This window comes from Nocardia sp. bgisy118 (assembly GCF_057708605.1).
Window position 1 is genome coordinate 153,865 of the sequence record NZ_JBYISM010000011.1, and the last position, 19,374, is coordinate 173,238.

A 19,374-nucleotide genomic window follows, 5' to 3' on the forward strand; every position below is an offset into this window, starting at 1 on the left:
TCGGGCGAGCCCGACCGCTCGGTGCTGCCCGAAGCAAGGCTCTCGCACCGGCTCTGTAACGCACGAATCCCCCGGCCGACTCGGTCGACCGGGGGATTCGTTCGTCGCTCAGCGTATTACACGCAAGCCAGCGCCTTGGCCTCGCGGCGGCGGCGGTGCAGGATGGGCTCGGTGTAGCCGTTGGGCTGCTTGGTGCCCTCCAGGATCAGTTCCTTGGCGGCCTGGAAGGCGATGCTGCCCGCGAAGTCCGCGGCCATCGCGCGGTAGTTCGGGTCGCCCGCGTTCTGGCGGTCGACGACCGGGGCCATCCGCTCCAGGCTGGCCACCACCTCGTCGGCGGTGACGATGCCGTGGCGCAGCCAGTTCGCCATCAGCTGGCTCGAGATGCGCAGGGTCGCGCGGTCTTCCATGAGCCCGACGTCCTTGATGTCGGGCACCTTGGAGCAGCCGACGCCCTGGTCGATCCAGCGCACCACGTAGCCGAGGATGGACTGCGAGTTGTTGTCGAGCTCCTGCTGCTTCTCCTCGGCGGTCCAGGTGGGCTCGGCGGCCAGGGGGATCTCCAGGATCTGGTCGACGGTGGCGCGGCGACCGCCCTTGGCGATCTCGGCCTGCCGCTTGAACACGTCCACCAGGTGGTAGTGGGTGGCGTGCAGGGTGGCGGCGGTCGGCGAGGGCACCCACGCGGTGTTGGCGCCCGCCTTCGGGTGGCCGATCTTCTGAACCAGCATGTCGGCCATCAGGTCCGGCATGGCCCACATGCCCTTGCCGATCTGCGCCTTGCCGGGCAGGCCCGCGGTCAGGCCGGTGTCGACGTTCCAGTCCTCGTAGGACAGGATCCACTGCTGGGCCTTCATGTCGGCCTTGCGGACCATCGGCCCGGCCTCCATGGAGGTGTGGATCTCGTCGCCGGTGCGGTCGAGGAAGCCGGTGTTGATGAACACGACCCGCTCCTTGGCCGCCTGGATGCAGGCCTTGAGGTTCACCGTGGTGCGGCGCTCCTCGTCCATGATGCCGACCTTGAGGGTGTTGCGGTCCAGGCCGATGACGTCCTCGACGCGGCCGAACAGCTCGTTGGCGAAGGCGACCTCGTCGGGGCCGTGCATCTTCGGCTTCACGATGTAGACCGAGCCGGTGCGGCTGTTCTTCAGCTCGGTGTCGCCGTTGAGCGAGTGCTTGGCGATCAGCGAGGTGATCAGGCCGTCCATGATGCCCTCGGGCACCTCGTTGCCCTCGGCGTCGAGGATGGCGTCGGAGGTCATCAGGTGGCCGACGTTGCGCACGAACAGCAGCGAACGGCCGTGCAGCGCCAGCTCGGAACCGTCCAGCGCGGTGTAGACGCGGTCCGGGTTCATGGTGCGGGTGAAGGTCTTGTCGCCCTTGGTGACCTTCTCGGCGAGCGTGCCCTTCATCAGGCCGAGCCAGTTGTGGTAGCAGAGGACCTTGTCCTCGGCGTCGACCGCGGCGACCGAGTCCTCGAAGTCCATGATCGTGGTGACCGCGGACTCCAGCACGACGTCCTTGACGCCCGCGGTGTCGGTGCTGCCGATGGGCGAGCTCGGGTCGATCTGGATCTCGATGTGCAGGCCGTTGTGCTTCAACAGCACCGAGCTCGGCGAAGCCGGGTCACCGAGGTAGCCGACCAGCTGCGAGGGGTCGGCCAGACCGATCTCGGTGCCGTCCTCGAGACCGACCTCCAGCTCGCCGTCGACGATCTTGTAGGAGGTGGAGCCGATGTGCGAACCGGTGATCAGGGTGACGGAGTCGTCGAGGAAGTTGCGCGCCCACTCGATGACCTTGTCGCCGCGCACCTTGTTGTAGCCGGTGCCCTTCTCCGCGCCGTTCGCCTCGGAGATGGCGTCGGTGCCGTAGAGCGCATCGTAGAGCGAGCCCCACCGGGCGTTGGCGGCGTTGATCGCGAAGCGCGCGTTCATGACCGGGACCACCAGCTGCGGACCGGCGGTGACCGCGATCTCCGCGTCCACGTTCTCGGTCTCGATCTGGAAGTCGGCAGGCTCGGGGCGCAGGTAGCCGATGTCGGTCAGGTAGCTCTTGTAGGCGGCCTTGTCGTAGTTCGCGCCGGGGTGCTCCGCGTGCCAGGCGTCGAGCTTGCCCTGGATCGCGTCGCGCTCGGCCAGCAGGGCGCGGTTGCGCGGAGCGAGGTCGTTGATCACCTGCTCGGCGCCCGCCCAGAACGCGGCGGAATCTACGCCGGTACCGGGAAGCGCCTCGTTCTCGACGAACTCGTGGAGAACGCTGGCCACCTGGAGCCCGCCGACCTGAATCCGCTCTGTCATCTACTGCCTCACTTCTGAGAAAGCCGGGTGGAAAAGACGGGTTTTATGTTACCCGCCGGTAGGCCCATTCCCTGCGGAGGGCCAGCGCACGCCGAGTGCGTCGGGTGAACGCCAGGGCTGCTCGCGATATTTCGCCACGCCGTGGATCGGGGTCGATCGATCGGCGCGTCACGCGGTGTCGGCGGTCGGCCGAACAACCCCTTGATCCTAACGCTCACCGCAATTAATGTACTGATCGGAACATTTCAGCTGCGAGAGGGGCGCCCATGTCGCTCACCGACAAGGTCGTTCTGGTCACCGGCGGCAGCCGGGGTCTGGGCCGGGAGATGGTGCTCGCCTTCGCCGCCGCGGGAGCAGACGTCGTCATCGCGGGCCGTCGACTGGAGGGCTGCGTCGCGCTGGCCGACGAGGTGCAGAACGCGCACGGCCGCCGGGCGCTCCCGGTCGCCTGCAACGTCAGCGAGTGGGACCGGTGCGACGCGCTCGTCGAGTCCGCCTACGCGGAGTTCGGCCGGGTCGACGTGCTGGTGAACAACGCGGGCATGTCCCTGCTGTATCCCAGCCTCGACCAGGTGAGCGAGGCGATGTTCGACAAGATCATCGGCGTCAATCTCAAGGGCCCGTTCCGGCTCTCCGCGCTCGTCGCGACCAGGATGGCGGCGGGCGAGGGCGGCAGCATCGTCAACATCTCCTCCATCGAGGCCGCGCGGCCGGAACCGCTCGCGGTGCCCTATGCGGCGGCCAAGGCCGGACTCAACGCGCTCACCGCGGGTCTGGCGCAGACCTACGGGCCGAAGGTGCGGGTGAACGCGATCCAGTGCGGACCGTTCGAGACCGACATCGCCAAGGCCTGGCCCGACGAGCTGCGCGCCGCGCTCACCGAGCACAACGCCTTGGGCCGGGTCGGCAGCCCGAACGAAATCGTCGGCGCCGCACTGTACTTCGCCACCGACGCGTCGTCCTTCTGCACCGGGGCCACCCTCGCGCTCGACGGCGGCTGGCGATGACCGACACAGCGCACACGCTCACCATCGAAGGGACATACCTGTGAAAGCACTCACCTACGCCGGGCCGCACGCGATCTCGTTCGGCGAGACCGACGACCCGACGCTGCCCGGCCGGGACGGGGCGATCGTGCGAGTCACCGCGGCCGGAATCTGCGGCAGCGACCTGCACATCTACGCGGGACACGGATTCACGCCCGGCACCGGCTACGGCGTCGGCCACGAGGCGGTCGGCGAGATCGTCGAGCTCGGCCCCGAGGCGCACGGTTTCACGGTCGGCGACCGGGTGCTCGTACCCGCTTCGGCGGGCTGCGACCGGTGCGGGCGCTGCCGGGCGGGCATCGTCGCGGCGTGCGCGCGGCAGCCGCTTCCGGTCGACGCCTGCTACGGGCTCGGCGGTTCGCTGCCGGGGGCGCAGGCGCAGCTGCTCGCGGTACCGCACGCCACGGGGAATCTGGTGCGGCTGCCCGACGCGATCGGCGACGAGGCGGCGATCGTGTTGACCGACAACGCCCCCACCGCCTGGTACGCCGCCCGGCGGGCGCGCGTCGCGCCGGGCGACACCGTGGTGGTGATCGGATTGGGCCCGGTCGGATTGATGGCGGTGCAGTCCGCGTTCGCCATGGGCGCCGCCCGGGTGCTCGGCATCGACCTGGTCTCGGACCGGCGCGCCAGGGCGGCCGAGCTGGGCGCGGAACCGGTCGAATCCGATGATCCGAAGCAGGCCGTGCGCGAGATGCTCGGCGGCGGAGCCGATGTCGCGCTCGAGGCGGTCGGCGCCGACGCGACCATCGCACTGGCGACGAGCGTGGTCGGCCACCGCGGGCGGGTCAGCGTCGTCGGTGTCAGCCAGAATCGGGCCTACCCGTTCCACCTGCCGCTCGCGCAGGTCAAGGAACTCGAGTTCCACATCGGGCTGTGCTCGGTCCAGTACGAACTGCCGGCGCTGCTGAAACTCACCGCCGCGGGCAGACTGCGCCCGGAAGCGGTGGTCTCGCACCGGTTGCCGATGTCGGAGGGGCCCGCCGCCTACCGCATGTTCGCCGACCGCGCCGACAAGGTCTGCAAGACCATCCTGGATCCGTGGCGATGAGCGGCCTCACGCGTCGTCGCGGACGCCCGCCCGCCTCGGAATCGACGGCCGGCGACACACGCGATCGCATCGTTCGCGCCGCCGTGGAACTGTTCGCGGAGAAGGGTTTTCACGGGACGGGCGTCGCCGAGATCGGCGACCGCGCCGATGTGCAACGCGGGGCGCTGTACTACCACATCGGGTCCAAGGAGGAGCTGCTCTGGCAGATCCTGCGCGACTACACCCAGCTCATGCTCGCCGAGGCCGAGCGCATCACGGGCGGCGACGACGACCCGATCACCAAGCTGCGCGAGCTGATGCACAGTCACGTCGAACTGATCGTCGAACACCGCCGCGAGGTCGCCATCCAGTTGCGCGATGTGAGCGCGCTGACCGGTGAGCGGGGCGCGCAGCTTCAGGAGCTGCGCGACCGGATTCAGTCGCACTGGCAGCAGGTGCTCGACGCGGGATACTCCGCGGGCCTGCTGCGCACCGCCGACCACGTGATCACCAACAGTGTGCTCGGCATGCTGAACATGGTGACCTTCTGGTATCGCCCGCACGGCGGCCGCTCCCCCGGCGAGATCGCGGAACTGCTCGCCACCACCGTCCTGGACGGTGTCGTCACCGATCACAACACGAAAGGCTGATCATGGCTTGGGATTTCGAAACCGACCCGGAGTTCCAGCACAAGCTGGACTGGGCCGCCGAGTTCGTCCGCACCGAGGTGGAGCCGCTCGACCTGCTCTACCCGAATCCCTACGACCGCAGCAACACCGAAGCCATGGCGCTGATGCGGCCGCTCAAGGAGAAGGCGAAGGAACAGGGCCTGTGGGCCTGCCACCTCGGCCCCGAACTCGGCGGCCAGGGCTACGGTCAGATGAAGCTGGCGCTGCTCAACGAGGTGCTCGGCACCTCGGTCTGGGCACCGTCGGTATTCGGTTGCCAGGCACCGGATTCCGGTAACGCCGAGATCCTGGCGCACTACGGCACCCCGGAGCAGAAGGCGAAGTACCTGGAGCCGCTGCTGGCCGGTGAGATCGGCTCCTGTTACGTGATGACCGAACCCACTGGTGGCTCGGACCCGACGCTCTTCCGTACCCGCGCGGTGCGCGACGGCGACCACTGGGTGATCAACGGCGAGAAGTGGTTCAACTCCAACGCGCAGTTCGCGAGCTTCCACATCGTCATGGTCGTCACCAACCCGGACGTCAGCCCGTACCAGGGCATGTCGATGTTCATCGTGCCCGCGGACGCGCCCGGCCTCGAGATCGTCAAGAACTTCCACGTGCACGGCTTCAGCGAGCACGAGGGCCATCTGCGCTTCACCGACGTGCGAGTCCCCGCCGACCACCTGCTCGGCGCCGAGGGCCAGGGTTTCATCGTCGCCCAGACCCGCCTCGGCGGCGGCCGGGTGCATCACGCCATGCGCACGGTCGCGTTGGTGCGCAAGGCTTTCGACATGATGTGCGAGCGCGCGGTGTCACGGCAGATGCGCAAGGGTCCGCTCGGCGGCTTGCAGATGACCCAGGAGCGCATCGCCGACAGCTGGATCGAGATGGAACAGTTCCGGCTGCTGGTGCTGCGCACCGCTTGGCGCATCGACAAGGAACAGGACTATCTGAAGGTGCGCAAGGACATCGCCGCCATCAAGGTGGCCATGCCCAAGGTCATGCACGACATCGCCCAGCGCGCACTGCACCTGCACGGCGCCATCGGCGTCAGCGAGGACCTGCCGTTCGTCGACATGATGAACTACGCCGAGGTCATGGCGATCGCCGACGGGCCCACCGAGGTCCACAAGATCACCCTCGCCAAGGAAGTGCTGAAGAACTACGCCCCCGGCGATCCCGTCTACCCGAGCGGGTACCGGCCCGCCCTGCGTGAGCAGGCGCGGGAACTGGTCGCGCGGCGACTGGAGCACGTGGTCGGCAACCTGTAGCCGGACGGCCCGCCGGGACCGTCGTGTCGTGGTCCCGGCGGGATTCGATCTTGGCGAACGGTCCCGGATGGGTCGGGTGCCGTGCCACAATTTCGGAGCAGGTTGTGGGTCGGACGACGAGGGGATTTCCGATCGTGCGTACCGGATATGGCATCGCTGTGGCGCTGCTGGTGCTGGCTCTCGGCGCGAGCGGGTGTGCGGACGAGGACACCGGAGACCGTGACACGACCACGTCGCGGACGACGGCCGTCTCCCCCGAACAGACAGTCACGACCGTTCCCGCGCCGACGCCGCCCGCGACCGCGTCGACGGGCCTGATTCCGAACACCGCCCCACCCATCGTTCGACCGACGACGACCGTCCCCACCGTCGGACCACCGCCGACGGTCCAGCCGTCTGCCCCAGGAAAGACGACCGATAAGGTCGCGCCCCCTACCACGCTCATACCCCAGCCAACCCAGTGACCGCGGCGAGCGACGCGCGCGCCTTCGCGCTGCTTCCCCTGCTCGGCGCCATCGCCTCGCAGGTGGCATTCGTGACCGGCGTGCTCTATTACTTCGGCTGGGCGTACAGCCGGGCTTTCTTCGGACACTTCGGCGTATCCGCAGGAACGCTCGGATTCACGACACAGGACTACGTCCTGTTCAGCGTCGGAGCGATGTTCCTGCCGCTGCTGTCCACCCTGTTCTGGATCCTCGCCTTGCTCGCCGTCCGGAAGCTGCCGGTCTGGCACGCCCTCAAAAGTGGACGTCCGCGCACCACCCTGCGGTGGTACGTCCGCTTGTCCGCCGCGGCGGGCACGCTGTTCGTCGCCGCGGTCGCCGTACTCACCTCGATACCGACACGGTTCGCCGGCCCGCTCGCGGAAGAGGCTCCGTTCTTGCTGATCGCGGGCGCGGCGATGATCGGCTATGCGACCTGGCTGCTGTGGCGGTACCCGGCCGCGCTCGGCATCCGGCGGCCGAGCCGGACGGTGATGCAGGTCAGAACAATCGCGCTCGTCGCGGTCGCCATGATCGGCTACGTCTGGGCCGCCGCCGCCTTCGCGGAGCGCAAAGGCACGGACGACGCTCTGCACCAGGAAGCAGCGCATTTCATCGACCGCCCCGCCATCGTCGTGTTCAGCGTCGACCGTCTCGGCATCGAAGGCGCGGGCACCCAGGTCGGCGAGATGACCGCGCCCAACGAGAAATACCGATACGTCTACAGCGGGCTGTGGCTGCTCATCCGCACCTCGGACCGCTATTACCTGCTCCCGCAGCAGTGGAAAGCCAAGCAGGATCGGGTGTTCGTCATCAAGGACAGCGATTCCATCCGCGTCGATATCGCGCGGAATCCCTAGCCCACCGCGCTCCCCGCTCAGGCCGACATCGAGGACAATTCGGCGCGCGAATCCGAGTACGGCGCAACGGGGCTCAGTTGCAGGACGGCAGGCATCCGGCGGGTCAGCACCGTCGGGCCGGTGAATTCGAGCCGACCGGTGCGCAGCGCGTGCAAGACCGGGATGCGGCCGAGCCACACCTGGTAGAGCGAGCTGACGTCGGAGCGAATGGTGACATCGACCGGATAGCCGGGATCGGTGACGCACACCGAGGGCGCCCCGCGTTCGACAACGATCCAGTAGCGGCGCGGATCGTCGTCGAACCGCACCGCGAGCACCTGCCGGACCCCGGGGAACGAGGAGGTGTCCAGGCGGGTGTGCATCCACCAGACGAGCAGGTCGGCGTCGAGTTCGTCCGGGTCGGGTTCGCCGAAGGTCCAGCGCGCGCCCCAGGCGCCGAGGCCGGACAGGATCGGCTCCAGGTCGCGTCCCGCCTCGGTCATCAGATACCGGCCGCCGATCTTCTCGATCAGGCCCGCGCGCTCGAACTGGCGCAGCCGCTTGGTGAGCAGGGTGCGCGACAGCCCGGGCAGGCCGCGGGCGAGGTCGTTGAAGCGGGTGCTGCCGAGCAGCAGGTCGCGCAGGATGAGCAGCGACCATCGCTCACCGATCAGGTCGAGGGCCCGAGCTATCGGGCAGTACTGGCCGTAGCCCGCCGTCGTTGTCGTCACGCCGCACCTCGCGATTCCGTGGTCCTTCTCGTGGACCGGGTCAGTCCACTTTCTGCACTATTCGGTTATCGCGTGGCTTCGTAGCTTCGAAACATGACCACTACCGCTACCCCCGATGTCATGACGACCGCCGACTGGATCGAGCGCACCCGTTCGATCGGCGAGACCCTGCGCGCCGAGGTCGCCGACCGCGACCGCACCGGCGAGATCTCCGTGGCCGCCTTCGACCTGTTGCGCAGCGCGGGCCTCTCGGCCGCCTTGGTGCCCACCGAGCACGGCGGCGGAGGCGCCACGCACCGCGACATGGGCGAGATATTGCGCGAGCTCGGCCGCCACGATCCGTCCACCGCGGTGGCGTTCGCCATGCACGCGCACCTGGTCGCCACCCAGGTGTGGCGGCACAAGCACGGCGCCGACGCCACCGCGCTGTTCCAGAAGGTGGTCGACGGCGCGCTGCTGGTCAGCACCGGCGCCTCGGACTGGGTGGGCTCCAACGGCCGCGCCGAGCGGGTCGACGGCGGCTATCTGGTGCACGCCCGCAAGGCGCCCGCCAGCGGCTGCGAGGTCGGCACCGTGCTCGTCACCAGCGTGCGCTACGAGGACGGACCGGAAGGCCCGCAGGTGCTGCACTGCGCGATACCGATGCAGGCGCCCGGGGTGAACATCGAGAAGACCTGGGACACTTTGGGTTTGCGTGCGACCGGCTCGCACACGGTGGTGCTGGACGGCGTGTTCGTGCCGGATGCCGCCATCTCCCTGATCCGGCCCGCCGAGGTCTGGCCGCCGCTGCTGAACGTGGTGATCGGCGCGGCGATGCCGCTGGTCCTCGCCGCGTACCTCGGCATCGCCGACGGCGCGGTGCGCACCGCGCTCGATCTGGTGGCCGGGCGCGGCGATCCGCACATCGTGCAGCTGGCCGGTGAGCTGTCCAATGCCCACACCACCGCGGCCGATCTGGTGGAGGCCATGTTCGCCGGCTCGGAGAACCTCGGGTTCGCCAACACCGACGCCTACGCGGCGCGCACCCTCAGCCGCAAAACCGTCGCGGCGGACGCGGTGATCGAGACCGTGCGACTGGCCATCGAGACGGTCGGCGGCGTCGGCTACTCGCGCAGCAGCGAGCTGGAGATGCGCTACCGCGACGTGCACGGCTGCCTGTTCCATCCGCTGCCGCGGGCCAAGCAGACCCTGTTCAGCGGACACGCTCTGCTCGGACACACTCCGCTCGGGTGAAACCGGTCAACGACGCGCCCCTGTTCGGTGATGATGAACAGGGGCGCGATTCGGCTGCGTTCTCGAGATGGAAGCAGGGCGCCATGCCGCGCCCGCACGACAGGAAGGACAGTCATGGCGTCGATGCGCGCGATCGCCCGCTCCCCGCTCACCTGGGTGCTCACGGTCCTGATCGTGCTCGTGCTCGGCGCGGCGCTCGCCTTCTTCGAGCCATGGCGGCTCGTCACGGACACCACCGTCGACGAGGCGGCCCCTACCGTGGTCGCGCCACCCGGCAGCATGCCCCCGATCGACCCGGGGTCGCAGCCGCCGCGCGCACTTGCCACGGGCACCTTCATCTCCCATGAGCACGGCACGTCGGGCACCGTCAGCGTCCTCCAGCTGGCCGACGGCAGCCGGGTGTTGCGCCTGGCGGATCTGGACACCTCCGACGGACCCGACCTGCACGTCTGGCTCACCGACGCACCGGTGCTGGAAGGCAGGGCGGGCTGGGGCGTCTTCGACGACGGTCGCCACACCGATCTCGGCCAGCTCAAAGGCAACAGGGGCAGCCAGAATTACGCCATACCGGCCGATGTCGATCTCACCGTCCTGACCAGCGTCTCGATCTGGTGCGACCGGTTCGACGTGTCCTTCGGCGCGGCCGCGTTGCACGCGGTCTGAAGGCTCGCACCGCCCGAAAAAAATGACCCGACAAACGCGGGTTCCCTGTGCCACCATGTGATTCCACGATGATCGCCCCGATCGGCGGGGCGATCCGACGAGTACCTGGAAGGAGGAGGTGGCCCGTGCATCCGATGATCGCGTATTCGGCGAACAGCAAAGCCGTACAGCGGTTCTCGATCGTCGAGAACGAACAGCCGTCGCGCGGCGACGGCGGCGCGGCAGGCCACCTCCCGGCCGGTCGCTGACCCCACCGGTTCCCGCATCGAGAGCGCCGCGCCGCGCTCCGCCGAATCTTCCACTTCCTCCACGAAACATGGTGATCCCCATGATGTTCCGCCGTGCCGCCGATCCGGCGGCGGTGACCGCCGACAACTGGATACACACGGGCGTCCTCGTCCTCAACGCCTCCTACGAGGCGCTCGACGAGGTCGCCGCCGAACGCGCCGTGGTGCTGCTGATCAGCGGCGCCGCCGAATCCGTCGCTGACAGGGAGCCGTACTTCCCGGTCCGGTCGCGGCATATGGAGATCGCGCTGCCGGAGACCATCCGCTTGCTGCGCTACGTGTACATCGAGCACACCACCCGGGTGCACGACGAGAGTCGCGCCACCCTGGCGGGCGTGCTGCGACGCGACGCGCAGCGGTGCGGCTACTGCGCCGGGTGGGCCCGCACCGTCGACCACATCCGGCCGCGCAGCCGCGGCGGGCCCAACACCTGGAGCAACCTGATCGCGGCCTGCGCCCCGTGCAACACGCTCAAGGCCGACCGCACGCCCGAAGAGGCGGGCATGCGACTGCTGTGGGAGCCGAAGGCGCCCGATCACCTGGCCAAACGGCAGCGCCAGATCTGGAAGCAACTGGCGAGCGCCTGAGAACCGAGAGAGGAGTAAGGATCAATGACCGTCCGAACAGCACCGACCGGGACCGAGTCGACGCTCGCCGACCTGCTGCCGCTCTCGGACACCCGAGGGTGGCACCGGGCCGCGTGCCGTGGTGACCCGAATCACGAAGCCTGGTTCCCCTACCCGTCCCAGGACTTCGACTACGCGCGGGCCATCTGCGCGAGCTGCCCCATCCGAGCGGCCTGCGCCGATTTCGCCGCGGAGACCGGCCAGTCCGGCGTGTGGGGTGGGCACGAGTTCGACCGCGGGCGGATGATCCGCGAATGACCGCCGCGAGCCGCCGACGTACGACAGCGTCGGCGGCTCGCGTGCGTCGCCCGCCGAACTGGTGGACTCGCCGGGCGGGCGAACGGGCGGTGACCATACACTGATCCGCCGTGGGCACTCATCGCAGCGGGACCAGATCTCGAGGTATCAGCAAAGGTCCGGTTATTGCGGTGGTCGCTCTGCTGTTACTCGGGGCCGCGGTTTTCGCCTGGTTCCAGTTCAGTGACCGGGCCGCGGACCGGGACAACGCGGCGGCCGCCGACTGCGTCGAGGGACCCGCGACGCTGTTCGTCACCGTCGATCCCGACCTCGAGGCGCCGGTGCGCGCCATCGCCGACAAGTACAACGCGACCGAGCCGCAGGTGCGCGATCACTGCGCGCGCGTCACAGTGACCGCTCGGCCCTCGGCCGAGATCGCCGAGGCATTCCGCGCGGGCGGCCAATGGAACCCGGCGCTGGGACCGCAACCCGCGCTGTGGATTCCGGATTCCTCGCGCGCCGTCGAGACCATGCGCGTGCCGGGACTCGTTGCGGGCGAACCGAGTCCGATCGCGGGCACCCCGGTCGCGCTCGGCGTGCCCGAGCAAGTGCGCGCCGCACTGGAGAGCGCGCGGATCGCGTGGGGCGATCTGCCTCGCCTGCAACAGGGTTCGCTCGACGAGATCGGCCTGCCCGGCTGGGGTGGATTGCGGCTTGCGCTGCCCCCGGGCGATGCCAGGGTGGCCGCCGCTGTCGCGGTCGGGTCCGCCATAGCCGGTGAGGAGCCGCTGTCCGATGCCGGCGCGCAGTCCGGCCAGGCGGTCGCGGCGATCTCCGGTTTGGCGTCCGGAGCGCCGGAGGCCGCGGATACCGCCACCGCCCTCGCCGCGGTCGCCGATCCGGCTCAGGGCGCGAAGTCCGCCATCCACGCGGTAGTCGCTACCGAGCAGCAAATAGCGGGGCGTCCCGGCGTCGCCGTCTTCCGGCCCGTGGGCACCGCGCCGGTGGCCGATCACCCCGCCGCGCTCATGTCCGGGCCGTGGGTGGATCAGACGCAGAACCTGATCGCCGGACTCTTCGTCGACTATCTGCGCAACCCCGAACAGTCGCCGTTCTTCACCACCGCGGGGTTCACCGCGGTGCCGCCGCCGACCGGTCCCGGCGCGTCCCGCGCCGCGCTGGACAAGGTGCGGGCCACCCTCGCGCACCCGGTGCTCGGTGTGCAGTCCACGGTGTTGCTCGATGTCTCGTCGTCCATGTCGACGGCCGAGGGCACGAGCACCCGGCTGGCGAACGCGCTCGGCGCGCTGCGCTCCACCATGAACGTCATGCCGCCGGACTTCGGCCTCGGCGTCTGGACCTTCGGCAAGAGCCTCGACGGCGTCAACCCGTACCGGGTGCAGGCTCGCACGGGCGCGCTCGCCGACGGCCAGCGCGCGACGATCGATGCCGCGCTGACCGCCGTCCGCGCCACCGAGACCAAGACCGATCAGGCCTACCCCGCGCTGCTCGCCGCCTACCGCAGCGCGGTGGCCGGCTACGCCGAGGGCCGGACCAACTCGGTGCTGCTGATCACCGACGGCCCTGACGACGACTCCGCGCTGACTGGCGCGCAGCTGCTCGCCGATATAGCGGCGGCCGCCGATCCGGACCGCCCGGTGCGCGTCGATGTCATCGTGATCGGCGGCAGCGGCACCGAGACGCTGCAGACCGCCGCCCAGCGCACCGGCGGCAGCTACGTCCGACTGGCCACGTCGAACGATCTGAGCTTCGGCAGCGCGGTGGTCCAAGCCCTGACCACCCCGTAGGGCTCGGTCCGTTCCGACTTGGACGAGCGCGCCGGACGCCATGGCCGAATCGTCCGCATCGACGGTCTCGCGTGCGGTCCGGCGCCGGGGAGATCGAGTACGCCGATCTCCCCGGTCGTAGTGCCCCTCCCTTGTGGCGCAGCCTTTCGATGAGAGCGCGCGCCAGGCCGGATGACTATTCCCGTCCGTCCGGTTCGACACAGACGAGCGCGCCCGACTCCATCGCGACCCAGATCGCGCCGTCGGGGCCGAGCGCCAGACCGTGCGGTTCCGCGCCGGGCAGGTCGAGTTCGCTGATCTCCCCGGCGGTGGTGATCCGCCCGAGCCGGGAGCTCCCCCATTGCGTGAACCACAGCGCCCCATCGGGTCCCGCGATGATCGCGTGCGGACGCGCGCCGCGATCCGGCAGCGGGAACTCCTCGATGGTGCCGTCGACGGTGATGCGGCCGATCTGTCCCGCGCCGATCTCGACGAACCACAGCGCGCCGTCCGGGCCCGCGGCCATGCCGACTGGGTTCGCCTGCTCGGTCAGCAGCGGATACGTGGTGATCGCACCGTTCGAGGTGACGCGGCCGATCGCGTTGGCCTGATTCAAGGTGAACCAGAGCGCACCGTCGGGCCCCGCGGTGATCATCGAGGGCATGCCGTCGACCGGGTAGCGGACGATCGAGCCGTCCTCGGCCAGCCGCCCGATATGGCCTGTTTGGAGTTCGGTGCACCACAGCGCGCCGTCCGGTCCGGCGCACAGACCGTACGGCGCGTCGGCGGCGATGAACGTCAGCGCGCCGTCCGCGCCGATCCGGCCGATGCGGTTGCCGCGGAACTCGGTGAACCACACCGCGTCGTCCGGACCGGTGACGATCACGGTCGGCTGCCCATCGGCCGGGTCGAGGTCGACGGTCTCGACCCGCTCGCCCGTCCATAGGCCGATCGCACCCTGCGCGGCCATCGTGAACCACAGCGCGCCCGCCTTGTCGACGGTCACACCGTACGGCGCACCCGGCGCCTCGATCGTCGTGCGGATCTCAGGCAAATTCGTGCACTCCCTTCTGTTCTCCCTGGAACCGGCGGCGCAACGCGCGGTCGTGACTGACCACGACCACCGCGCCCGGATACTCACCGAGCGCCTGCTCCAGTTCTTCCACCAACGCCAGTGACAGGTGGTTGGTCGGCTCGTCGAGCAGCAGCAAATCGTGCTCGCCCGCGAGGACCCTGGCCAGCGCGAGCCTGCGTCGCTGCCCTTCCGACAGCGCAGCGACGGGCACGTCCAGCGCGCTCCGGTGGAACAGACCTGTCGCCACCAGCGCATCCCGGCCGTGGCCGTAGGCCTGCGCGACCGTCTGCGCCGAATCGAACGCGACTTCTTGGCGCAGGTAGCCGACCCGGCCCTGGGTGCTGCCGTATATCCGGTCCAGCAGCGTCGACTTGCCCGAGCCGTTGGGTCCGTCGATGAGCAGCCGGTCGCGCGGGCCGAGGGTGAGCTCGCCGATCGCGAACGACTTCGCCTGTGCCGCACCGAATCTGCCGCGGAAGCGCAGCGGCTTCGGTGGCGCAGGCACCGGATCGTCGGTCAATCTGCGCAACCGTTCGGCGGTCTGGCGCACCCGCGAGGAGATCGATCTCTGCACCCGTCCCGCGTTGCGGTCGTAGGCCATCTTGTTGTTGTCCTTCATGACCCGGCCCGCCGCGACCCGGTGCGCGGTGGTCGCGGAGAACTCCTCGAGCCGCCGGATCTCGTCCCGCCACTGCGCGTACTCCTGCTCCCAGCGCTGCCACGCCGTCGCCTTGGCGGCGAGGAAACCGGTGTAGCCGCCGCCGAATCGGGTGACGCCGCCGTGCTCGACCTCGATGATCGCGGTCACGACCCGGTCCAGGAAGACCCGGTCGTGCGAGACCACCACGACGGTGCCGCGATGGGCGCGAAGACGGTCTTCCAGCCAGGTCAGGGCGGCGTCGTCGAGATGGTTGGTCGGCTCGTCGAGCAGCAGGATCTCCGGTGACGCCGCCAGCAGGCAGGCCAGCCCGAGCCGCGCCTGCTCCCCGCCGGAGAGGCTCGCCACGGCACGCTCGCGGCCGATGCCCGCGAGGCCGAGGCCGTGCATGGCCTTGTCGACCCTGGCATCGGCGTCGTAGCCGTCCCTGGCTTCGAAGGCGGTGAGCAGGTCGCCGTAGGCGTCCATGTCCTGCGCGGCGGCGGCTTCGTGCATGCGCCGCTCCAGGTCGCGCAGGTCGGCGAGCGCCAGATCGATGGCGTCGGCGACGGTCTCGCCGGTCAGTGTCTGCGCGAGATAGCCGCGGCCGCCTGCCGCGGTGATGGTCACGACGCCCTCGTCGGCGGGTTCGGCTCCGGTCATGACGCGCAGCAAGGTCGACTTGCCCGAACCGTTCTCACCGACGATCCCCACCCGTTCGCCGGGCCGGATCGAGAACGTGACTCCGTCGAGCACACGACGCTCGCCGTAGGACTTCGCAACACCCCGAAGGGTCAGTTGGGTGGTCAGATGCACTCCAATCGCTACTTGTGTAGCTTTAACTTAGCAAGCCGGCCACACTAACGCAACAGGAGTTGTCTTTGGAGACTCGGAAACGTCCCGGCGGCCGCAGCGCGCGGGTACGCGACGCGGTGCGCGCGGCCACCCTGGAGGAACTCGCCGAGCACGGTTACCAGGGCCTCAGCGTGGACGCCGTCGCCCAGCGATCAGGGGTGCACAAGACCACGGTCTACCGCCGCTGGGGCAGCCCAGAAGGACTGATCGCCGACGCGCTCGACTTGGCCGCCGACGAGCCGTGGCCCATGCCCGACACCGGCACGCTCGCCGAAGATCTGCGCGCGCTGACCGAACTCGTCCGCACCGGCTTCGCCGATCCAGAGGCGGGCCCGGTCGCCGCCGCGTTCATCGCCGCCGCCATGCAGAATCCGGCCGCGGCGACCGCGCTGCACGACTTCTATCAGGCACGCCATCGACAGTCGGCCGAGATCGTGCGCCGGGCCGTGCGCCGCGGCGAACTCGACCCCGAGGTCGACGCGGAGCAGGTCGTCCGCTTCGCGGTCGCGCCGATCTTCTACCGGCTGTTCATCTCTCGCGAACCGGTGACGGCGGAGGACGCCCGCCATGCCGCCGACGCGGCCCTCGCCGCCGCCCGCGCCCACGCGCTCTGAACGCTTCCGAATACGCGAAAGGCCGCCGCACCGCGGAACGATCCTCGAGTGCGGCGGCCTGGCTGTACGTCAGTCGGCGTAGGCGTCCAGCGGCGGGCAGGAGCACACCAGGTTGCGGTCGCCGTACGCGCCGTCGATGCGCCGCACCGGCGGCCACACCTTGGCCCTGGCGTGCGCGAGACCCCGTGGGTAGACTGCGATTTCGCGGCTGTACGGGTGATCCCAGTCCCCGACCAGGCTGGCTGCGGTGTGCGGCGCACCGCGCAGCGGATTGTCCTGCACCGGCCAGACACCCGCGCCGACCTGATCGATCTCTTTGCGAATGGAGATCATCGCCTCGATGAAATCGTCCAGCTCGGCGAGGTTTTCACTCTCGGTCGGCTCGACCATCAGCGTGCCGGCGACCGGGAAGCTCATGGTCGGCGCGTGGAAACCGTAGTCCGCCAAGCGCTTCGCCACATCGTCGACGGTGACGCCGGTCCGCTTGCTGATCTCGCGCAGATCGAGGATGCACTCGTGGGCGACCATGCCGTTCTCACCGGTGTAGAGCACCGGGAAGTACTCGTCCAGCCTGCGCGCCAGGTAGTTGGCCGAGGCGATGGCCGAGAGCGTGGCGCGACGCAGGCCGTCGGCGCCCATCATCCGGATGTAGGCCCAGGTGATCGGCAGGATCGAGGCCGAGCCGTACTTCGCGGCTGATACCGCGTGCGAACCGCGTTCCAGCGGGTCGCCCGGCAGGTACTTCGCCAGATGCGAGCGCACCGCCACCGGGCCGACGCCGGGACCGCCGCCGCCATGCGGGATGCAGAAGGTCTTGTGCAGGTTCAGGTGGCTGACATCGCCGCCGAACCGGCCAGGCCGGGCCAGACCGACGAGCGCGTTCAGGTTCGCGCCGTCCACGTAGACCTGGCCACCCGCGTCGTGCACCAGCGCGCACAGCTCGGCCACCTCGTGCTCGTACACGCCGTGCGTGGACGGGTAGGTGATCATGATGCAGGCCAGCCGGTCGGCGTGGTCGGCGATCTTGGCGCGCAGGTCGTCCAGATCGACGTCACCATTGTCGCGGCACTTGACCAGTTCCACGCGCATGCCGACCATGGCCGCCGAGGCGGCGTTGGTGCCGTGCGCGCTGGACGGGATCAGGCAGGTGTCGCGGTGCGTGTCGCCGCGGTCCAGGTGATAGCGGCGGATGGCCAGCAGACCGGCGTACTCGCCCTGGCTGCCCGCGTTCGGCTGCAGGCTCACCGAGTCGTAGCCAGTGATCTCGCAGAGCCAGGTCTCCAGGTCTGCGACGACCTTCAGCAGGCCGGGGGCGTCGTCGACCGGGGCGTAGGGGTGCACCCTGGCGAAACCGGGCCAGGTGATGGGCTCCATCTCCGCGGTCGCGTTGAGCTTCATGGTGCACGAGCCGAGCGGAATCATGCTGCGGTCCAAGGCGATGTCCTTGTCGGACAGCCTCCGCAGGTAGCGCAGCATCGCGGTCTCGGTGTGGTAGCTGGTGAACGCGGGGTGGGTGAGGAATTCGGAGGTACGCGTCTCGATGGCGGAGGCGGGCGCGACGGCGGCGTCGGTGTCCAGCGACCGTGCGGTGCCGAAGGATTCGAGCACGGCCGCGACGTGCGCCGAGGTGGTGGCCTCGTCGCAGGCGATGGCCACGTGATCGGCGTCGACCAGCCACAGGTTGATGCCGCGCGACTTCGCCTTGGCCACAACGGCTTCCGCGCCGCCCGGCACGTGCGCCAGCACGGTGTCGAAGAAGGTGTCGTGCACGACAGCGCCGTCCAGCCCCGCCGCGATCGCCGCCGCGTGCCCGTGCACCCGCCGCGCGATCGCCCGCAGACCGTCGGCGCCGTGGTAGCTCGCGTACATCGCGGCCACGATGGCCAGCAGCACCTGGGCAGTGCAGATGTTCGAGGTCGCCTTCTCGCGACGGATGTGCTGCTCACGGGTCTGCAGCGCGAGCCGGTAGGCGAGATCGCCGTCGGCGTCCACCGAGACGCCGACCAGCCTGCCCGGCAGCTGCCGCGCGTACTGGTTGCGCACCGCCAGATACCCGGCGTGCGGACCACCGAAGCCGAGCGGCACGCCGAAGCGCTGGGTGGTGCCGAAACAGACGTCGGCGCCCTGCTCGCCGGGCGGGGTGATCAGCGTCGCCGCGAGCAGGTCGGCGCCCACCGCGACCAGCGCGCCGCGCTCGTGCGCGGCCGCGATCACGGTCGTCCAGTCGACGATCCGGCCGGACGCGCTCGGCGCCTGCAGCACCACGCCGAAGAACTCGCCCTCCGGCAGCGCCCCGGTGGACAGGTCCGCCTCGACGATCTCGATGCCGAGCGGCTCGGCCCTGGTCTCCAGGATGGTGCGGGTCTGCGGGAACAGGTCCGCGTCGACGAGCAGCCGCGCCGACTTCGACCGGCCCGCCCTGCGCAGCAGCGTCATCGCCTCGGCGGCCGCGGTGGCCTCGTCCAGCATGGACGCGTTGGCCACTTCCATCCCGGTCAGATCCGAGACCATGGTCTGGAAGTTGAGCAGCGCCTCCAGGCGACCCTGGCTGATCTCCGGCTGGTAAGGCGTGTAGGCGGTGTACCAGGCCGGGTTCTCCAGCAGATTCCGCACCAGCACGGGCGGGGTGAGGGTGTCGTAGTAGCCGAGGCCGATCATCGAGGTGGCCACGGTGTTGGCGTGCGCGAGGGCGGCCAGCTCGGTGAGCACCTCGTGTTCGGTGGCCGCGGGCGGCAGCCCGGCCAGCGCGCCCGCGGCGGAGTCGTCGAGGATGCTGGCGGGCAGCGCGACGGTAGCGAGGTCGTCCAGCGAATCGACGCCGACGACGGGCAGGATCAGGGCGAGTTCGTCCCGGTCGGGTCCGATATGACGGTCGGCGAATGATCGAGTCACGGCAGCAGCTCCAAGGTCGGGCGGGTCGAGCCGTGTCGATGGGTAGACGCGGTGTCGACGGGGTACCAGCCCTCCCCCTCTGTCGTGGTGCCTGAGAGATT

At 69.6% G+C, this 19,374-nt stretch carries 17 protein-coding genes; 12 read left to right on the forward strand and 5 right to left on the reverse strand.

Annotation, left to right across the window (positions count from 1 at the left end):
• Positions 1 to 116 precede the first annotated feature (116 nt).
• Positions 117 to 2,297 carry a malate synthase G gene (locus AC3EO7_RS16300; protein WP_435591629.1) on the reverse strand — a complete coding sequence of 727 codons (2,181 nt, stop codon included), beginning with the start codon at positions 2,295 to 2,297 and terminating at the stop codon, positions 117 to 119.
• A gap of 266 nt (positions 2,298 to 2,563) precedes the next feature.
• On the opposite strand from AC3EO7_RS16300, the gene AC3EO7_RS16305 reads away from it, so the two are divergent.
• The 5 genes from AC3EO7_RS16305 (at position 2,564) to AC3EO7_RS16325 (ending at position 7,657) form a co-directional block, all read left to right on the forward strand.
• A complete protein-coding gene (locus AC3EO7_RS16305; protein WP_435591630.1) occupies positions 2,564 to 3,304 on the forward strand; it encodes an SDR family NAD(P)-dependent oxidoreductase in 741 nt (246 codons plus the stop codon).
• A 40-nt stretch (positions 3,305 to 3,344) separates the two neighbouring features.
• Positions 3,345 to 4,394 carry a zinc-binding dehydrogenase gene (locus AC3EO7_RS16310; protein ID WP_435591631.1) on the forward strand — a complete coding sequence of 350 codons (1,050 nt, stop codon included), beginning with the start codon at positions 3,345 to 3,347 and terminating at the stop codon, positions 4,392 to 4,394.
• The gene (locus AC3EO7_RS16315) at positions 4,385 to 5,023 is read left to right on the forward strand and encodes a TetR/AcrR family transcriptional regulator (RefSeq protein ID WP_431970370.1); all 639 of its coding nucleotides are present in this window, start codon (positions 4,385 to 4,387) and stop codon (positions 5,021 to 5,023) included. The genes AC3EO7_RS16310 and AC3EO7_RS16315 overlap by 10 nt, the downstream gene beginning before the upstream one ends.
• Positions 5,024 to 5,025: 2 nt before the next feature.
• The gene (locus AC3EO7_RS16320; protein WP_435591632.1) at positions 5,026 to 6,315 is read left to right on the forward strand and encodes an acyl-CoA dehydrogenase family protein; all 1,290 of its coding nucleotides are present in this window, start codon (positions 5,026 to 5,028) and stop codon (positions 6,313 to 6,315) included.
• Between the two features lie 460 nt (positions 6,316 to 6,775).
• Complete coding sequence (locus AC3EO7_RS16325) at positions 6,776 to 7,657, forward strand: hypothetical protein (protein ID WP_431970372.1); 882 nt, start codon at positions 6,776 to 6,778, stop codon at positions 7,655 to 7,657.
• A gap of 17 nt (positions 7,658 to 7,674) precedes the next feature.
• Here the strand turns inward: AC3EO7_RS16325 and AC3EO7_RS16330 are convergent, their stop codons facing one another.
• Complete coding sequence (locus tag AC3EO7_RS16330) at positions 7,675 to 8,367, reverse strand: winged helix-turn-helix transcriptional regulator (RefSeq protein WP_435591633.1); 693 nt, start codon at positions 8,365 to 8,367, stop codon at positions 7,675 to 7,677.
• Between the two features lie 93 nt (positions 8,368 to 8,460).
• On the opposite strand from AC3EO7_RS16330, the gene AC3EO7_RS16335 reads away from it, so the two are divergent.
• From AC3EO7_RS16335 to AC3EO7_RS16360, 6 genes are all read left to right on the forward strand, one after another.
• A complete protein-coding gene (locus tag AC3EO7_RS16335; RefSeq protein ID WP_435591634.1) occupies positions 8,461 to 9,600 on the forward strand; it encodes an acyl-CoA dehydrogenase family protein in 1,140 nt (379 codons plus the stop codon).
• Between the two features lie 114 nt (positions 9,601 to 9,714).
• The gene (locus AC3EO7_RS16340; RefSeq protein ID WP_435591635.1) at positions 9,715 to 10,263 is read left to right on the forward strand and encodes a DM13 domain-containing protein; all 549 of its coding nucleotides are present in this window, start codon (positions 9,715 to 9,717) and stop codon (positions 10,261 to 10,263) included.
• 125 nt (positions 10,264 to 10,388) lie between these two features.
• Positions 10,389 to 10,511 (forward strand): hypothetical protein, encoded by a 123-nt coding sequence (locus AC3EO7_RS16345; protein WP_435591636.1) that lies wholly within the window; start codon positions 10,389 to 10,391, stop codon positions 10,509 to 10,511.
• Between the two features lie 80 nt (positions 10,512 to 10,591).
• A complete protein-coding gene (locus AC3EO7_RS16350) occupies positions 10,592 to 11,137 on the forward strand; it encodes an HNH endonuclease (protein ID WP_435591637.1) in 546 nt (181 codons plus the stop codon).
• A gap of 24 nt (positions 11,138 to 11,161) precedes the next feature.
• Positions 11,162 to 11,434 (forward strand): WhiB family transcriptional regulator, encoded by a 273-nt coding sequence (locus AC3EO7_RS16355; RefSeq protein ID WP_435591638.1) that lies wholly within the window; start codon positions 11,162 to 11,164, stop codon positions 11,432 to 11,434.
• Between the two features lie 170 nt (positions 11,435 to 11,604).
• Positions 11,605 to 13,221, forward strand: coding sequence for a VWA domain-containing protein (locus AC3EO7_RS16360; protein ID WP_431970379.1), 1,617 nt, complete (start codon positions 11,605 to 11,607; stop codon positions 13,219 to 13,221).
• 175 nt (positions 13,222 to 13,396) lie between these two features.
• Here the strand turns inward: AC3EO7_RS16360 and AC3EO7_RS16365 are convergent, their stop codons facing one another.
• Both AC3EO7_RS16365 and AC3EO7_RS16370 read right to left on the reverse strand, forming a co-directional pair.
• On the reverse strand, positions 13,397 to 14,254 hold the full coding sequence (locus AC3EO7_RS16365) for a Vgb family protein (RefSeq protein ID WP_435591639.1): 858 nt from the start codon (positions 14,252 to 14,254) through the stop codon (positions 13,397 to 13,399).
• The gene (locus AC3EO7_RS16370; protein WP_435591666.1) at positions 14,247 to 15,722 is read right to left on the reverse strand and encodes an ABC-F family ATP-binding cassette domain-containing protein; all 1,476 of its coding nucleotides are present in this window, start codon (positions 15,720 to 15,722) and stop codon (positions 14,247 to 14,249) included. The genes AC3EO7_RS16365 and AC3EO7_RS16370 overlap by 8 nt, the downstream gene beginning before the upstream one ends.
• A gap of 71 nt (positions 15,723 to 15,793) precedes the next feature.
• Between AC3EO7_RS16370 and AC3EO7_RS16375 the strand changes: the two genes are divergently transcribed.
• Positions 15,794 to 16,381, forward strand: coding sequence for a TetR/AcrR family transcriptional regulator (locus AC3EO7_RS16375; protein WP_431970381.1), 588 nt, complete (start codon positions 15,794 to 15,796; stop codon positions 16,379 to 16,381).
• A 69-nt stretch (positions 16,382 to 16,450) separates the two neighbouring features.
• Here the strand turns inward: AC3EO7_RS16375 and gcvP are convergent, their stop codons facing one another.
• Entirely contained in the window at positions 16,451 to 19,273 is a 2,823-nt protein-coding gene (gene gcvP / locus AC3EO7_RS16380) for an aminomethyl-transferring glycine dehydrogenase (RefSeq protein WP_435591640.1), read from the reverse strand.
• Between the last annotated feature and the right edge of the window lie 101 nt (positions 19,274 to 19,374).

Bases quoted from the DNA above. Each gene is read 5' to 3' on its own strand.
- AC3EO7_RS16300 (WP_435591629.1), bottom strand. From the start codon at position 2,297: ATGACAGAGCGGATTCAGGTCGGCGGGCTCCAGGTGGCCAGCGTTCTC.
- AC3EO7_RS16305 (WP_435591630.1), top strand. From the start codon at position 2,564: ATGTCGCTCACCGACAAGGTCGTTCTGGTCACCGGCGGCAGCCGGGGT.
- AC3EO7_RS16320 (WP_435591632.1), top strand. From the start codon at position 5,026: ATGGCTTGGGATTTCGAAACCGACCCGGAGTTCCAGCACAAGCTGGAC.
- AC3EO7_RS16335 (WP_435591634.1), top strand. From the start codon at position 8,461: ATGACCACTACCGCTACCCCCGATGTCATGACGACCGCCGACTGGATC.
- AC3EO7_RS16340 (WP_435591635.1), top strand. From the start codon at position 9,715: ATGGCGTCGATGCGCGCGATCGCCCGCTCCCCGCTCACCTGGGTGCTC.
- AC3EO7_RS16350 (WP_435591637.1), top strand. From the start codon at position 10,592: ATGATGTTCCGCCGTGCCGCCGATCCGGCGGCGGTGACCGCCGACAAC.
- AC3EO7_RS16355 (WP_435591638.1), top strand. From the start codon at position 11,162: ATGACCGTCCGAACAGCACCGACCGGGACCGAGTCGACGCTCGCCGAC.